Consider the following 16702-nt stretch of genomic DNA (forward strand, 5'->3'; position numbering starts at 1 on the left):
GATACATCAAGACTTGCTGAAATAGAAATCTTCAATTACAGGCTGAATTTTAACTATAGCTTTTAGTTTAACAGTAATTAAATTTATCAACCCTCAGGATTTTTATTTCCTGAGGGTTTGTTTCTGTATATCGTCGTCACATAACAAATGTTTTGGGCACGTTTGACCGGTCTATCATAATAAAGTTCTTAACAATAAACTCACTTTTTCTTTCCGTTATACCTTTCAAACGCTTCGCAGACGTCCCCGTCAAAAACAATCTTTCCGCCGTTCAAATAAATAGCCCTGCTGCATGTGTCGCTCATGCTCGCCATAGAATGACTTACAAATAAAACGGTTATGCCCGAATCTCTCAGTTTTCTTATTCTGGCCTCGCATTTTTTTCTGAATTCGGCGTCCCCCACGCTGAGAGCCTCGTCTATAACAAGTATATCCGGACGTATATTTATATTTATAGCAAAGCCCAGACGCATTTTCATACCGCTTGAATAGGTTCTTACCGGCTGATCAATATATTCTCCCAGCGCTGCAAATTCAATTATACTATTCTCTATTTCACTTATCTCGGACTTTTCAAGACCGAGCAGATAGCACTTAAGATAAATATTTTCCCTGCCCGTCATATCCCCGGAAAAACCGGCCGTAAGCTCTAAAAGCGCCGCCACCTTGCCGTTTACGTATATATCTCCGGAGGTTGCGAAGGACACGCCGGTTATCATTTTCAGCAGAGTCGATTTTCCCGCGCCGTTTTTACCTATTATTCCGACTGATTCTCCTTCTTTTATCTCGAATGAAATGCCGTCCAATACCTTATGGCGCTTGACGCCCTTATTATTGTTGAAAATAGCCTTGAATCTTGCTTTTTCATTTTTATAAAGAAAATATTCTTTACTGACATTTTCAAACTTTATTACGGTTTTGCTCATGACTGCCGCTCCTTTGCTGTTATTTTAAAGAACATCGGGTAGGATTTTTCTAAGCTTTCTGTAATAATGCGAGCCTAAGAAGATAATAAGCAGAAACTCCGCAAAGAATACAAGGGTTTCCGTAGTGTAATTGCTGTCGAAAATAAATTCATGGTAAAGAAAGCATTTCCTGTAACCGTTTATAAAATAATTCAGCGGATTAAAATACATAACCGTTTTTAAAATTCTGCTCTGCACCTCATATGTGTTCCAGAATATGCCTGAAAGCCAGAAAAGGCCGGTCATAATTGAGTTAATAAGATTTTCAAAATCCCTGCTGAACGCGCTCAGAGGCGCCGTCGCCCAAGAAAGAGCCAGCAGAAACAGGAACATCATCGGCATATAGTAGAAAAACTGAAGATTGTAAACGGACGGTCCGTATCCCATAAATATAAGCATAATATACATTATAACGCACATGCCTATGTGGACAATCAGCAAACCAAGCGCATTAAAGGTCATTATATTAGATACTGGAAAGGAAAGCTTCGTCACAAACTGACTGTTGTTTCTGATAGAACGGGATCCGCCTACGATTTCCTCATTTATAAAAAACCACGGAATATATCCTGAAAGCATAAAGACAAACCTCGGATAGCCGCTTACCATCCCGCTGTTTCTTATTCCCACAGTAAAGGCAAACCATAATATAAACAGCGTAAACGACGGTTTAATCAGCGCCCATAAAGGCCCCATAACGGAACCCTTGTATTTTTTTATAAGATCGTTTACCGCAAGCATCCATATTTTTTTCCACTGTCCTCTGTGTTCGGAAACTATCTCAGTCAATCCGAAACGCGTTTTTCTCTTTACCATTTTATCATCTCCGGTTTATTTGAATATTTCGATTACAGCCTTCTTAGCGCAGCTTCCGCAGTCATATGGATTGAATTTCTTTCTAAAGGCCTTCAGAACCGATTCATATTTTAATAGCCCGTTTCCTCCGGCTCTCAGATCGTTCAAAACCATTTTCAGACATTCCTCAAGCTTTGACTGCGTCTGAGCCGTAAAGCCCGGAAGCATTGCGGTACCGAAATAAAAGTCTCTCATTCTCGTCATGTATTCGCTTACGTCATATAAATAAAACAGCATCGGTCTGTTCAGGTTAGCATAATCAAAAAAAACGCTTGAATAATCGGTTATCAGAACATCGCTTATAATATACAGATCGTTTATGTCTCCATAATCGGACGCGTCCAGCACATAGCCTCCGAACCTTTCAAAATCAAAATTATCCGCCACAAAATAATGCGCCCTGAAAAGTATAACAAAATCATCGCCGCATTTGAGACGCAGGCTTTCAAAATCCATTGAAAGCTTTAAGGTGTAGCCCGCGCCGCCGAACTGATTATCGCGGAACGTAGGGCAATAAAGAATCACAAGCTTATCTTCCGGTATATTAAAGCTTTCCTTTATTCTTTCAACTTTTTCTCCGCTGTAATTAAAAAGCTCGTCGTTTCTCGGATATCCGGTTTCCAATATAATATTTTCTTTGCCGAGCCTGTCAAGATTAAAAGCCGATATAAGCTTCTGAGTGCAAAATGGCGACTGTGAGATCATAGCGGTTATTTTTTCCGCCTCTTTTGTATATTCCCTGCGGATTTCGTCAACCGTAGAGGTTGCGTTTCCCGCCGCTTCAATGTCGCAGCCTATTTTTTTAAACGGAGTACCGTGCCAGCACTGTATATAACGCTGATCCGCTCTGGGGAAGATAAAATCCCTGAGCCTTGAATTAACTATCCATGTGCCCGCCCGGGCATACGCCCTGTACGCTTTATCAGAATCAAATTTTACAAGACTTGTGTTTTCAGCAAAGCTTCCATGAGACTTAATATCACGGAAAACCCAAACGTAGCGGTAATCCGCAAATTCAGGAGCCTTCTGCATATACTCGTATATAGCCTTTGGACTGCACGAATAGCTTCTGCCCTGAAAGGATTCGAAAACCACGAGCTTGGCGTCAGTCTTTTCCCTTTGAGAAAGCTTAACGAATTTATCCGACCTGATTTTAAGATAAAGTCGTTTTAAAAGCTTCTTTAAGAACGCAACTTCCTTTATTTTTTCCTTTATACTCATCTCGTTTACCTTATTCCGACAGCCTCGACAGCTCTGCGGCAGTTTTGACCGTCCTGATATTTATTGAAAATATCGTTCATTTCCCTTCGCTTTGCCCCGTAAGGATCTATGCCGCTGAAAACAGAACGTACAAACTCCAGCATTCCCTCGCCGTCTGAAAACTTTTCGCCAGGCATATAGTCATACGGATTATCCACTGTAAAGCCGCGCTCTCCTTCATAATCTTTCATATCGCCTACCGCGAAACCGATAGGACGGTCAAGAAGCAGATAATCAAAATAAACCGACGAATAATCGGTTATCAGAGCGTCCGCCCTTCCGAGCAGGGAATAAAGTCCCACGCCGTTTTTTTCAAAGGTTTCCTGATCTATTACGCTTATATTATTGAATTTTCTTAACCTGTCCGGCGAGGACTCCGACAGCGGATGAAGCTTGATCGTCACTTTCCAGCCGTATTTGCCGCAGAGGGAATCAAGGCGTTTAAACTGTTCTGGATTAAGAATATCAAGCTCGTCCGCATGCCCCTGACGGAAGGTGGGAAGCCAGAGCAGAAGTCTGTCGCCGTCTGAATGTTTTACAGACGCGCTTTTTATCATTTCGTCAGTTCTGGGCTGCCCGCAGATTATGATCTGACCGTCGTCGCAGCTAAAGCTTTTTTTCATTATATCTCGGAAAAACTCGGAGGTGCACAATATTCCGGTAAAATAATTATAATCGGTTTTTTCATATCCCGGAAGCATATTTCCTATTCTTTTAAGCGGCATGCCGTGCCAGAGATTAAAAACCTTCTGCCCTCTTTTCGGCTTTACGGGATATTTCCCGAAGCAGTAGAAAACATATTTACAGGTAAAAAAGCTGAAAAGTCCCCTGAGGTTGTTTATAAGCTTAACGTTTTTTTCCCGTTTTACAACGGCTCTGTCGTCAAGGCTGCATATTATCTTAAAACGACTGTTATAGCCGTTTTCAATAAGATAATCGTAAACCGCCCTGATATTGTCGCGGAAGCCCATGTTAGAATATAAAAATATTTTTCTTTCATTTTTGGGAACAACGCTGTTGACGATATTCAAAAAGGACCATATCCTTCTCGGAGCCATTCTTAAAAAGCTCATTTATCCCTCCGCTTTCTCAGAAATTTCGAATAAAGAAATATGCGAAGCCTGTTGGGAACAAGTCCGACCGCTATATGTGCGGCGCAGGCCGCTAAAAAATCACCGAATCCGCAAAATCCCTCTCTGTATATTCTCCTGCGGAATTTCAACGCCGCTATCGTATAATCAAGACCGCCTCTCCTGCCGTACATACCTCTTCCCGCTCTCATGTAAAGCAGCGGCTGACGTATATTATACGCCTTGCAGCCGCGGCGGAGCATTCTAAGCCAAAGATAATAATCCTCGAACCAGCGGCACTCCATATATCCTCCGGACACATAAACCTGCTGCTTTCGGAACGCTGTGCAGGGATGATTAAACGGATTTCTCCTGCCGGCATATTTTTTTATTTCCTCCGGTGTTTCGGGAAGCTCCTTGACAGCAAGAGCGTTGCTTATATCCCCTTCAAATTCCGTCACAGTACCGCTTACTATATCCGCGCCCTGTTCCCTGAAAGCGTCAAGCTGAAGCCTCATTCTGTCGGGAAAGGCTATATCGTCGCTGTCCATTCTTGCTACTATATCATTTTTGCAGTAATTCAGACCATTGCTTAAAGCCGCGGCCAGTCCTCTGTTTTTTTCAGAGTAGATTACGTTGATATAAGGATATCTTTCCTTAAATTCGTCTATAACAAGATAAAGAGCAGAGGTAAGCTGACCGTCGCAGACAATAACGAAATCGTTCGGCGCGACAGTCTGTTCTACCATGCTTTTTATACTTTCACGCAGGTTTTCCGGTTTTTCCTTGGCATAAACCGCCATAAGAACCGAATAGTCAGCGGGCATAATATCCTCCCCTTATGTCTTTGAACAATTCATTAATAGTATACCCGTTTGTAAAGATAATGTCAAGGTTGAAAATACCAGTTTGTTTTTGTTATGTAAATCTTTTTTATACCTTTTTTCTTCCGGTATATTGAAATAATATCTGAATTGTGGTATAATTTTAATGATTTGAATCTTCCGCGGCTGAATTTTTCCGTTCGATTATTGTTAAACCGTTAACCGACGGCATGATTTCCCGTGATTTATATGTTCAAATTCTACAAAAATAAAATTATCTATTGAAACTTTTATTTAATCGTGATATATTTAATAGTATTCAAAATAGGATTAAAGGAGGTTTTCCCGGATGATTAAAATAAATGTGAATAGATTTGCCGAAGTGTTTTCCGCTTCAAGCTTGATTATTATGCCGGGAGAGCCGGCGATTTACCGAGTCTGAGTTTCACCTGCTATATTTATTTTTATTTTAGATATACTCAGCAGTCCTGCGGTAAAGATTTCCGCAGGCTTTTTAACATATTTTTATCGAAAGGATTTTACTTATGAAATTATCAGGTTCACAGATTATAATCGAGGTTCTGTTAGAACAGGGCTGCGACTGTATCTTCGGCTATCCCGGAGGTCAGGTTATAAATATATACGACGCTCTTTACGAAAATCAGGACCGCATAAAGCATATAATAACGGCCCATGAGCAGGGCGCGGCTCACGCCGCGGACGGCTATGCAAGATCAACCGGAAAAACAGGCGTCGTTCTTGCAACGTCCGGTCCGGGAGCCACAAACCTTGTAACCGGAATAGCGACCGCTTATCTGGATTCTGTTCCGGTAGTCGCAATAACCGGCAACGTTCCGTGCAGTCTGCTGGGCAGAGACAGCTTTCAGGAGGTTGATATCTGCGGAGTTACCCTGCCGGTAACAAAGCACAATTATATTGTAAAGGACGTAGACGAGCTTGCGGATACGCTGAGAGAAGCTTTCAGGATAGCAAAATCGGGACGTCCCGGACCTGTTCTGGTAGACGTTCCCAAGGACGTTCAGATAGCCACGACAGAGTTTGAAAATAAAAAGCCGTTCGAGCCTTATAAAAATCCCCAAGCAAGCGACGAGCAGCTTAAAATTGCCGCGGAAATGATAGCCAAAGCACGCAAGCCCTATATCTACTGCGGCGGCGGTATAATCTCAGGAAACGCGGGAAGCGAGGTCATGGAATTTGCCGAGCTTATCGACGCTCCGATCGGATGCAGTATGATGGGCGTTTCCGCCGTTCCATGTTCAAATCCGAGATTCCTCGGAATGCAGGGAATGCACGGACATTACGCGTCATCTATGGCTCAGGCCGAAGCGGATCTGGTTATTGCCGCGGGCGCCAGATTCAGCGACAGAGCGACGGGAAACAAGGACGTTTACGTTAGAAACTGCAATATAATACATATTGACGTAGACGACGCGGAAATAGATAAGAACGTAACCAGCCATCTCGGATTAAACGGGGATGTTAAGGAAATACTTTCAAAGCTTAATTCTATGCTTAAAAAGCAGCAGCGTCCTGAATGGAATGCCGAAATAGAAAAATTCAAGGCTGAGGAAGCCGGAATGACTGCAAAGTCAAGCGCTATGACTCCCTATGATATTATAGACACAGTCAATAAAAAAATGCCTGACGACGCTATTATAGTAACCGACGTAGGACAGCATCAGATGTGGGTTGCGCAGAGATACAAATTCGAAAAGCCGAGAACATTCATCTCAAGCGGCGGCTTAGGCACTATGGGCTTTGGTTTGGGAGCCGCTGTCGGCGCGTATACGGCTTCGCGGAAACCGACCGTTCTTTTCACAGGCGACGGAAGCTTCGGAATGAATCTAAACGAGCTGGCAACCGCAGTTTCATGCAACATTCCGGTAATCATCGTAATTATGAACAACGGGGTTCTGGGAATGGTAAGGCAATGGCAGACGCTGTTTTTCAACAAGCACTATTCAAATACGACGCTCTGCCGTCAGACCGATTTTGTAAAGCTTGCGGAGGCCTTCGGCGCTTTGGGCTTTAGAGCGTCAGACACAGCGGAGCTTTCAGAGGCTTTGGATAAGGCCGCTGAGGCAAAGCGTCCGGCGGTTATAGACTGCAAAATAGATAAGGATGAATTTGTTCTTCCTATGCTTCCTCCGGGCGGCTCTATCGACGATATTATAACAGAAATCCGCGGAGGTGAAATCTGATGGAAAAATATGTTTTCAGTATACTTGTTTCAAACAGATTCGGAGTTTTAACAAGAGTTTCAAGCATGTTCACAAGAAGAGGCTTTAACATTGATACGCTGACCGTCGGCGAGACAGAATCGCCTGAATTTTCAAGGATAACCATTTCCATGAGAGGCGACGAATATTCAAAAACTCAGATTATCAAACAGCTCAGTAAGCTTCACGACGTAAAGCAGGTTCAGATTATGGAGCGCGACGAAACTGTCACCCGAGAGCTTCTTCTTATCAAAATCAAGAACGATTCCAGGACAAGACAGGATATACTCGCCGCGGTAGACGTTTTCCGTTCCAAGATCGTAGATTATTCTCCGGACGCTCTCTGCATTGAAATAACCGGAGAAAGCTCAAAAATCAACGCTTTTATTGAGCTTGTAAAGCCCTTCGGCATAATGGAGATATGCCGTACGGGTATAGTAGCTCTTGAAAGAGGCAGCAATTGTCTGAGAAAAAATTAATCTCGTCGGCTGTCCAATAAATTATTATATTGTAAAAGGAGTCTTTATAATGTCAAATTCAGCAAAGGTATTTTATCAGGAAGACTGCGATTTAACCTTACTTTACGGCAAGACGATAGCGGTTATCGGCTACGGAAGCCAGGGACACGCTCATGCTCTTAACGCCAAGGAATCTCTCGGAGACAATGCAAGAGTTATTATCGGTCTTTACGAAGGCAGCAGGTCATGGGCAAAGGCCGAGGCACAGGGCTTTGAAGTGTTTACGGCCGCAGAGGCTGCAAAGCAGGCCGATATCATCATGATACTTATCAATGACGAGAAGCAGGCCGCTATGTATAAGCAGGATATAGAGCCTAATCTCAAGGAAGGCGATATGCTCATGTTTGCTCACGGCTTCGCTATCCATTTCGGTCAGATCGTTCCTCCGTCATTCGTTGACGTTACAATGATCGCTCCTAAGGGACCCGGTCATACGGTAAGAAGCGAATATCAGGCCGGAAAGGGCGTTCCGTGTCTTGTGGCAGTTGCTCAGGACGCGTCAGGAAAGGCTCAGGATATGGCTCTCGCATACGGTCTTGCAATCGGCGGCGCAAGAGCGGGCGTTCTTGAGACAACTTTCAGAACAGAAACAGAAACAGATCTTTTCGGCGAACAGGCAGTTCTTTGCGGCGGCGTATGCGCTCTTATGCAGGCGGGCTTTGAAACTCTTGTTGAAGCGGGATATGATCCGAGAAACGCTTATTTCGAGTGTATTCATGAAATGAAGCTTATTGTCGACCTCATTTATCAGAGCGGCTTCGCCGGCATGAGATATTCTATTTCAAACACCGCTGAATACGGCGATTACATAACAGGTCCTAAGATCATCACTGACGATACCAAGAAGGCTATGAAGCAGATACTCAAAAATATTCAGGACGGCTCCTTTGCAAAGGAATTCCTCCTCGATATGTCTGCCGCAGGCGGTCAGGCTCACTTCAGAGCTATGAGAAAGCTTGCCGCCGAGCATCCGTCAGAAAAGGTCGGCGAAGAAATCCGCAAGCTTTATAGCTGGAACAACGAAGAAGATAAGTTTATCAATAACTGATAAAACTGACGCTGTTATATCCGGTATTGGATTAAACGAGAAATCGCTGTAATCGGACTGGCCGGCATTTATAATCAATAACTGCTGCTTTCCTGATTTACAAAGTCGGGAAAGCAGTTTGCTTTTTGGAGAAAATATCATGAAAAAAATTCTAATATTTATTTGTTGTATTGTTTCTTTGGGAGTTTTAGTCGGATGTTCAAATGATTCTGATGATATCAAAACTAATGTTAAGGTTGATGTGGGAAATATAAAAACGGATATTGATGTAAAATAAATAAAACGAGGTAATAAAAATGGCTGAAAACTTTTTCTGCGACGGAGTTGAAATGGCTCCACAGCGTTCGCTGTTCAACGCTCTCGGAATGACTCACGAGGAAATGAAGCGTCCGCTGGTCGGTATTGTTTCGTCATACAATGAAATTGTACCGGGACATATGAACATAGATAAAATCGTCGAGGCGGTTAAGCTCGGCGTCGCAATGGGCGGCGGCGCCCCCGTAGTATTTCCGGCAATCGCGGTGTGCGACGGTATTGCAATGGGACACAAGGGAATGAAATATTCTCTGGTAACCCGCGATCTTATTGCCGATTCAACTGAATGCATGGCGCTTGCTCACCACTTTGACGCTCTCGTTATGGTTCCCAACTGCGATAAAAACGTTCCGGGACTTCTTATGGCGGCGGCAAGAGTAAACGTTCCTACCATATTCGTAAGCGGCGGCCCTATGCTTGCAGGGCACGTAAACGGCGGCAAGACCAGTCTTTCAAGCATGTTTGAAGCCGTCGGCGCTTATTCTGCCGGCAAAATTAGCCTTGAGGACGTTGAGGAATATGAAAACAAGGCCTGTCCTACCTGCGGCTCATGCTCCGGAATGTATACCGCTAACTCCATGAACTGCCTGACTGAGGTTCTGGGTATGGGACTCCGCGGCAACGGTACGATTCCGGCAGTTTATTCGGAGAGAATAAAGCTTGCGAAAAAAGCGGGTATGGCTGTAATGGAGCTTTACAGAAAGAATATCCGTCCTCTTGACATCATGACGGAAAAAGCGTTCCATAACGCATTAACCGCCGATATGGCGCTGGGATGCTCAACAAACAGCATGCTTCATCTTCCCGCAATCGCAAATGAATGCTCAATTACAATAAATCTTGACATGGCAAATGAAATCAGCGCCAAAACGCCTAACCTTTGTCATCTCGCTCCCGCCGGCCATACATATATGGAGGATCTTAACGAAGCGGGCGGCGTTTACGCGGTTCTCAGCGAGCTTAACAAAAAAGGACTTATCAATACCGATGTTATGACCGTTACCGGCCGGACTTTAGGTGAAAATATAAAGGGCGTTGTCAACAGAAATCCTGAAATTATAAGAACAATTGATAATCCTTACAGCGAAACCGGCGGAATCGCCGTATTAAGAGGTAACCTCGCTCCCGACGGCTGCGTTGTAAAGAGAAGCGCGGTTGCTCCTGAAATGTTAAAGCATACCGGTCCTGCAAGGGTATTCAACAGCGAAGAGGAAGCCATAGAAGTTATCAGAGGCGGCGGAATTAAGGCCGGCGACGTTGTAGTGATTCGTTACGAAGGTCCTGCCGGAGGTCCGGGTATGAGAGAAATGCTTTCTCCTACGTCGGCGATTGCCGGAATGGGGCTTGACAAGGACGTTGCTCTTATTACAGACGGACGTTTCAGCGGAGCTACAAGAGGCGCCGCTATCGGTCATGTTTCTCCGGAGGCTGTCAGCGGCGGAAATATCGCATACGTTAAGGACGGAGATATTATTTCAATAGATATTCCAAACTATAAAATCACTCTTGAGGTTTCCGACGAGGAGCTTGAGACAAGAAAGAAAAATACAAAGCTGCTTGTAAAAGAGGGCATAACGGGCTATGCTAAAAGATACGCGGCTATGGTTTCCTCCGCTGATAAGGGAGCTATTATTAATAAATAACTAATTTGAATGGAAATCTAATTTTTATGAAAAGTTACAAAATACCGGCATTGATATTCGGAACTGACAAATTTGATATTGGTAAATATTTTGCATTTAAACTTTCATATTTACAAGACAATCTTTATATGATGATGATCATAGGAGCAATTTATGGAATATTTAGGCTTATCGGTGCAATAGGATTGTTAAAAAATAGAATGTGGGGACTGGTATTATCAGTCATAAATTGCGTTATCACAATAACATTAATGATGTTTTTGCTTCCTGCCGGAATAATGGATGGAATACTCGCTGGCAGCGCTTTGATATTAATTTTAATCAAATATTTTGGAAATAAAAGTATAGTAGAAAAAAATTAAGAATATCTAAACCACAATAGCAAACAAATTAAAAATCTGAAAGGAATGATATATTATGGGCATGACAATGACGCAGAAAATTCTTGCGGCTCATGCGGGACTGGAAAAGGTCGAGGCCGGACAGCTTATTTTAGTAAACCTTGATTTAGTTCTCGGCAACGACATTACCTCTCCTGTAGCCATCAAGGAATTCAACAAGCTCGGCGCCGAAAATGTCTTTGACAAGGATAAGGTGACTATGGTTATGGATCACTTTGCTCCGAACAAGGATATAAAGGCGGCGCAGCAGTGTAAAATGTGCCGCGACTTCTGCGGTGAAAAGGAAATCACAAACTTTTACGACGTGGGCGAAATGGGTATTGAACACGCTCTCCTTCCCGAAAAGGGACTGGTTGTTTCAGGCGACGCCGTAATAGGCGCCGATTCCCATACCTGCACATACGGCGCGCTGGGCGCATTTTCTACAGGCGTAGGTTCAACAGATATGGCGTGCGGAATGGCTACGGGAAAGGCATGGTTCAAGGTACCGTCAGCTATAAAGTTCGAGCTCAAGGGAAAGCTCAATAAATATGTAACAGGTAAGGACGTTATTCTCCATATAATCGGAATGATCGGCGTTGACGGCGCGTTATACCGTTCAATGGAATTTACCGGAGAAGGTCTTCACAGTCTTTCTGTAAGCGACAGGCTCTGTATGGCTAACATGGCTATTGAAGCGGGCGCTAAGAACGGTATATTCGAAGTCGACGATAAAACCATAGAATATGTCAGGGAACACAGCTCAAGAGAGCCAAAGGTTTACAAGGCTGACGAGGACGCGGCTTATGACGAAACCTACATAATTGACCTGAGCGAAATCAAACCTACCGTTTCTTTCCCTCATCTTCCGGAGAATACTCACACTGTCGACGAAATCGACGATATAAAAATAGATCAGGTAGTTATAGGCTCATGTACAAACGGCCGTCTTGAGGATCTTCAGCTTGCCGCTGAAATCATGAAAGGCAAAAAGGTTGCTAAGAATGTCAGGACAATTATAATTCCGGCAACTCAGAAAATCTATCTTGAAGCTATGGAGCAAGGACTCCTGAAAACCTTTATCGAGTGCGGAGCAGTCGTTTCAACTCCTACCTGCGGTCCTTGTCTGGGCGGATATATGGGCATTCTCGCCGAGGGCGAAAGAGCTGTCGCCACTACAAACAGAAACTTTGTCGGCAGAATGGGACATGTCGATTCAGAGGTATATCTGGCAAGTCCGGCTGTTGCGGCGGCGTCGGCTATTGCCGGAAAAATTGCAGAGCCTAAGGAGGTAATGTAAAATGGTTTTTGAAGGTAAGGTCATAAAATACGGCGATAATGTAGACACAGACGTTATAATTCCCGCAAGATACCTTAACACAAGCGACAAAAAGGAGCTTGCGTCACACTGTATGGAGGATCTTGACAAAAGCTTTGCCGGACGGGTTCAAAAGGGCGACATTATGGCGGCCGGCTTCAATTTCGGCTGCGGTTCTTCCCGTGAACACGCTCCGATTGCAATAAAGGAAAGCGGAATTTCTCTTGTTATAGCTAAAAGCTTTGCAAGAATATTTTACAGAAACGCTATAAATATCGGTCTTGCAATACTGGAGTGTCCGGAGGCCGCCGAGGCTGTTGAAGAAGGACATATTGTTGAAGCCGATCTGGATAAGGGCGTTATAACGGATAAAAATACCGGCAGACAGTTCAAAACCGAGCCGTTTCCGGAATTTATACAATCAATTATTAAAAACGGCGGACTTATAGAGTCGATAAAAAACGGCAGCTTTAAATAAGGAGATATATAACATGGAATTTAACATAGCATTGCTGAGAGGCGACGGAATCGGTCCGGAAATCGTGGACAGCGCCGTCCTTATACTAAAAAAAACCGCTGAAAAATTCGAACATAAATTTAATTTTACGCCTTATCTTATCGGCGGCGCGGCTATTGACGCAACAGGAAATCCGCTTCCCAAGGAAACCGTAGAGGGCTGTCTTGCAAGCGACAGCGTCCTGTTGGGCGCGGTCGGCGGTCCGAAGTGGGATAACCTTCCCGGCGACCGCCGTCCGGAAAAGGCTCTCCTCGGTATACGCTCCGCACTGGGTCTTTTTACAAATCTGCGTCCTGCCAAGCTTTACAAAGCGCTTAGGGACGAGTGCCCGCTCCGCCCCGATATTGCCGCTAACGGATTCGATCTTATGATGGTCAGGGAGCTTACCGGAGGAATTTATTTCGGCGAAAGAGGCAGAAGAGAGGGCAAATACGGCGAGGAAGCCTACGATACGGAATGCTACAGTAAAATGGAAATAGAACGTATCGCCAGAGTGGCCTTTGAAACGGCTGAAAAAAGAAATAAAAGGGTTATAAGCATAGACAAGGCAAACGTCCTTGAAAGCTCGCGTCTTTGGAGAGCTACGGTTCATGAAATCGCAAAGGATTATCCGGACGTCGTATGCACAGATATGCTGGTTGATAACGCTGCGATGCAGCTTGTAAAAAATCCGGCGCAGTTCGACGTGGTGGTAACAACCAATATGTTCGGCGATATACTTTCAGACGAATCCTCCCAGATTACAGGCTCGATCGGCATGCTTCCGTCCGCGTCGCTGGGCTCGTCAAAAAGAGGAATGTACGAGCCTATTCACGGCTCCGCCCCCGACATCGCCGGACAGAACAAGGCTAACCCCATCGCGACGATCCTTTCAGCCGCAATGATGCTCAGATACTCCTTTGATCTTGATAAAGAAGCTGACGCTATTGAATCCGCGGTAGATGATTTTCTGGAAAAGGGCTTCAGAACCGCCGATCTTGTGGGAAATACGGGAATCAAGCCTCTGTCCACAACAGAAGTAACCGATAAAATCTTAGAGCTTCTCTAAAGAGCGGAGGCGTTTTGATTGAACAGCAAGCTAACGGAGCTTTATTTTAAATTAAGCTCACTGGTCATTTTCAGAGATATATTAAACTGCCGAACTATGCGGAGTCTTGAACGTTTGCTGAAAAGCTTAGAGGACGACGATACGGTAAAGCAGATTCAGGCGTATTCGGATTTCGTATCTAACCTTTACCGCCACCACAACGACCTAAGCTCCTATATCCTCACGCTTATGCTTGAGGACGAAAATATCTATATGATAAGAAAGGCCCACGGGCTTGAAATAAGCGGTAAAATGCAGGACTGTCTTATGAACGAGCTTGAAGCCCTGCAATGTATAGCCGACATGACCTCTGAAACGGTTAAAAGTAATATAGCCTATTCAGGCTTTCTGCCCGAATGGGACAATACACGCTATGATTTCAAATCGGAATATCGGGACAGAATCGAAAATATTGATCGCTTTGGCTATGGAATTTATGCAAAGTATTATATGTTTATAGTAAAAGAGGGCAATATTGTTCCCGTCAAATATCCTGATGAAATCAAGCTTTCACAGCTTATCGGCTATCAGCGGCAGCGGCAGATGATAATTGACAACACCCTCGCCCTTCTCAGCGGCAAGCCGGCCTCCAACGTACTGCTTACCGGCGACGCAGGAACAGGCAAATCCTCGTCGGTTAAAGCCATTGCTAATGAATTCAGGGGAAAAGGACTGCGTATAATAGAAGTGCGCAAGGATCAGCTTAGAGATATACCGGTAATAATCGACAATCTCAGCAAAAATCCCCTTAAATTTATCCTTTTCATCGACGATCTTTCCTTTGCCTCGGACGATGATAATTTCGGCGCTCTCAAGGCCATACTGGAAGGCTCCGTATCAGCCAGAGCAGACAATATCGTTATCTATGCCACAAGCAACAGACGTCATCTTGTCAAGGAAAGCTTTTCAGACAGAGACGGCGACGATATGCACAGAAACGATACCGTTCAGGAGTTGATATCCCTTTCAGAACGGTTCGGAATAAAAATCTCCTTTTCAAGACCAAACAAGGAGGAATATCTTGATATTGTATACGGTCTTGCCGAGCAATGCAAGCTTGACATGACCAGAGAAGAGCTTGAGAAAGAGGCTGAACGTTTCGCTGTTGGCAGAAGCGGACGGTCGGCAAGAGCCGCAAAGCAGTTTATAGACAAAATGCTTACCTGCCATAACACTCTGAACTGATTGTAAGAGTTAAAATGCCGTGAAGGGAACTTATCCGGATTACGAATTTACAGAGAGCCGAGTCTGCTGAGAAAACGGCGTTTACGGATCCGGAATATTATCCTCCCAGAGCAGACGGCCGAATCCCTTAAAGGGTATTAAGTCGCTCCGGCTTTCCCCCGTTAAAAAGGAACCGTATTGTCAGATACGATAAAAATTACCGCTTTAAGGTGGTTTAAGCGGATCGAATTCCGTCCTTAAAGCAAAATTTAACTGAAATGAGTGTATAAAAAATGCTTACTCTTGATAAAATCTATCATGCAGGCTATGTGCTGAAAAACGTAATCAGAAAAACAGATTTAATTCACGCCCCGAAAATAAATCCCGAGAGCGATATCTACCTGAAAACCGAAAACCTTCAGATAACGGGCTCTTTTAAAGTAAGGGGCGCATACTATAAAATTTCCCAGCTAAGCGACGATGAAAAGGCAAAAGGCGTTATAGCATGCTCCGCCGGAAATCACGCTCAGGGCGTTGCCCTTGCCGCCTCGAAAAACGGTATCAAATCATTGATATGTCTGCCGGACGGCGCGCCTATCTCCAAGGTTGAGGCAACAAAGAGCTACGGAGCCGATGTTTGTTTAGTAAACGGAGTCTATGACGACGCCTATAATAAAGCGATACAGCTAAGAGATGAAAAGGGCTACACGTTTATTCATCCGTTCGACGATGAAAACGTTATTGCAGGGCAGGGAACTATCGGACTTGAGCTGCTTGACCAGCTTCCCGATATTGACGCAATAATCGTCCCCATCGGCGGCGGCGGACTTATTTCCGGCGTTGCCTTTGCCGCTAAAATGCTAAAGCCCGAAATCAAGATTTACGGCGTTCAGGCAAGCGGCGCGCCAAGTATGCTCGTGTCTATGGAAAGCGGAAAGATAGAATGCCTTGATTCCGTTTCAACTATAGCTGACGGTATCAAGGTTAAAGAGCCGGGCGTAAATACGTTTGATTGCTGTCAGAAATATGTAGATGAAATCGTAACTGTAACCGACGACGAAATTTCGTCGGCAATTCTCGCGCTTATCGAACAGCATAAGCTAATAGCCGAAGGCGCCGGAGCAGTTTCTGTAGCCGCCGCAATGTTCAACAAAGTTCCTATAAAAGGAAAGAAAACGGTCTGCTTAGTATCCGGAGGCAACATAGACGTAACTATTCTTTCAAGGGTTATCAAAAGAGGCCTTCTTAAATCAGGCCGTTCAGATTCCATAAATATCGAGCTGATGGATAAGCCCGGACAGCTAAGGGACGTTTCACGTATAATTGCCGAGCTTGGCGGAAACGTTGTGGCTATTCATCACGAAAGAGCCAGCGAAGGCTCGGATATAAACGGCTGCTACCTGAGAATCGTACTGGAAACAAGGAATTTTGAGCATAAAATGTCAATCAGAAAAGCCTTGGCAGACGCAGGATTTAAAATAGTCGAATAAAAAATATT

Annotated in this window: 16 protein-coding genes; 11 read left to right on the forward strand and 5 right to left on the reverse strand. The window is 44.3% G+C overall.

Going from position 1 to position 16702, the window contains the following annotated elements; translation table 11 throughout:
* Nucleotides 1–200 precede the first annotated feature (200 nt).
* The 5 genes from ACYQ0N_RS13795 to ACYQ0N_RS13815 are packed head-to-tail and all read right to left on the reverse strand — an operon-like array spanning nucleotide 201 to nucleotide 4977.
* A complete protein-coding gene (locus tag ACYQ0N_RS13795; RefSeq protein WP_177532735.1) occupies nucleotides 201–926 on the reverse strand; it encodes an ABC transporter ATP-binding protein in 726 nt (241 codons plus the stop codon).
* 24 nt (nucleotides 927–950) lie between these two features.
* On the reverse strand, nucleotides 951–1781 hold the full coding sequence (locus ACYQ0N_RS13800; protein WP_177532736.1) for an ABC transporter permease: 831 nt from the start codon (nucleotides 1779–1781) through the stop codon (nucleotides 951–953).
* Nucleotides 1782–1796: 15 nt separating this feature from the next.
* Nucleotides 1797–3041: a CDP-glycerol glycerophosphotransferase family protein gene (locus tag ACYQ0N_RS13805; protein WP_460163022.1), complete on the reverse strand. Its 1245-nt coding sequence runs from the start codon at nucleotides 3039–3041 to the stop codon at nucleotides 1797–1799.
* A gap of 5 nt (nucleotides 3042–3046) precedes the next feature.
* Complete coding sequence (locus ACYQ0N_RS13810; RefSeq protein WP_460163023.1) at nucleotides 3047–4153, reverse strand: CDP-glycerol glycerophosphotransferase family protein; 1107 nt, start codon at nucleotides 4151–4153, stop codon at nucleotides 3047–3049.
* Nucleotides 4150–4977, reverse strand: a complete 828-nt coding sequence (locus ACYQ0N_RS13815) for a glycosyltransferase (RefSeq protein ID WP_177532739.1) — start codon at nucleotides 4975–4977, stop codon at nucleotides 4150–4152. The genes ACYQ0N_RS13810 and ACYQ0N_RS13815 overlap by 4 nt, the downstream gene beginning before the upstream one ends.
* 542 nt (nucleotides 4978–5519) lie before the next feature.
* Between ACYQ0N_RS13815 and ilvB the strand changes: the two genes are divergently transcribed.
* The 11 genes from ilvB to ilvA all read left to right on the forward strand — a co-directional run bounded on the left by ilvB (nucleotide 5520) and on the right by ilvA (nucleotide 16694).
* On the forward strand, nucleotides 5520–7196 hold the full coding sequence (gene ilvB / locus ACYQ0N_RS13820) for a biosynthetic-type acetolactate synthase large subunit (RefSeq protein ID WP_177532740.1): 1677 nt from the start codon (nucleotides 5520–5522) through the stop codon (nucleotides 7194–7196).
* On the forward strand, nucleotides 7196–7693 hold the full coding sequence (gene ilvN / locus ACYQ0N_RS13825; protein WP_177532741.1) for an acetolactate synthase small subunit: 498 nt from the start codon (nucleotides 7196–7198) through the stop codon (nucleotides 7691–7693). Before ilvB ends, ilvN begins: the two co-directional genes overlap by 1 nt.
* Nucleotides 7694–7742: 49 nt before the next feature.
* A complete protein-coding gene (ilvC, locus tag ACYQ0N_RS13830; RefSeq protein WP_177532742.1) occupies nucleotides 7743–8780 on the forward strand; it encodes a ketol-acid reductoisomerase in 1038 nt (345 codons plus the stop codon).
* Nucleotides 8781–8919: 139 nt separating this feature from the next.
* Nucleotides 8920–9057 (forward strand): hypothetical protein, encoded by a 138-nt coding sequence (locus tag ACYQ0N_RS13835; RefSeq protein WP_177532743.1) that lies wholly within the window; start codon nucleotides 8920–8922, stop codon nucleotides 9055–9057.
* A gap of 19 nt (nucleotides 9058–9076) precedes the next feature.
* Complete coding sequence (ilvD, locus tag ACYQ0N_RS13840; RefSeq protein ID WP_177532744.1) at nucleotides 9077–10738, forward strand: dihydroxy-acid dehydratase; 1662 nt, start codon at nucleotides 9077–9079, stop codon at nucleotides 10736–10738.
* Between the two features lie 26 nt (nucleotides 10739–10764).
* Nucleotides 10765–11100: a DUF2127 domain-containing protein gene (locus tag ACYQ0N_RS13845; RefSeq protein ID WP_460163024.1), complete on the forward strand. Its 336-nt coding sequence runs from the start codon at nucleotides 10765–10767 to the stop codon at nucleotides 11098–11100.
* Between the two features lie 55 nt (nucleotides 11101–11155).
* Nucleotides 11156–12418 carry a 3-isopropylmalate dehydratase large subunit gene (gene leuC, locus ACYQ0N_RS13850; protein ID WP_177532746.1) on the forward strand — a complete coding sequence of 421 codons (1263 nt, stop codon included), beginning with the start codon at nucleotides 11156–11158 and terminating at the stop codon, nucleotides 12416–12418.
* A 1-nt stretch (nucleotide 12419) separates the two neighbouring features.
* Entirely contained in the window at nucleotides 12420–12914 is a 495-nt protein-coding gene (gene leuD / locus ACYQ0N_RS13855; protein WP_177532747.1) for a 3-isopropylmalate dehydratase small subunit, read from the forward strand.
* Nucleotides 12915–12927: 13 nt separating this feature from the next.
* Nucleotides 12928–14001, forward strand: a complete 1074-nt coding sequence (gene leuB / locus ACYQ0N_RS13860) for a 3-isopropylmalate dehydrogenase (protein WP_177532748.1) — start codon at nucleotides 12928–12930, stop codon at nucleotides 13999–14001.
* 18 nt (nucleotides 14002–14019) lie between these two features.
* Nucleotides 14020–15225, forward strand: a complete 1206-nt coding sequence (locus tag ACYQ0N_RS13865; protein WP_460163025.1) for an ATP-binding protein — start codon at nucleotides 14020–14022, stop codon at nucleotides 15223–15225.
* 272 nt (nucleotides 15226–15497) lie between these two features.
* On the forward strand, nucleotides 15498–16694 hold the full coding sequence (gene ilvA, locus ACYQ0N_RS13870; protein ID WP_177532749.1) for a threonine ammonia-lyase: 1197 nt from the start codon (nucleotides 15498–15500) through the stop codon (nucleotides 16692–16694).
* The last annotated feature ends 8 nt before the right edge of the window (nucleotides 16695–16702 follow it).

It is taken from the genome of Ruminococcus sporogenes (assembly GCF_054655175.1).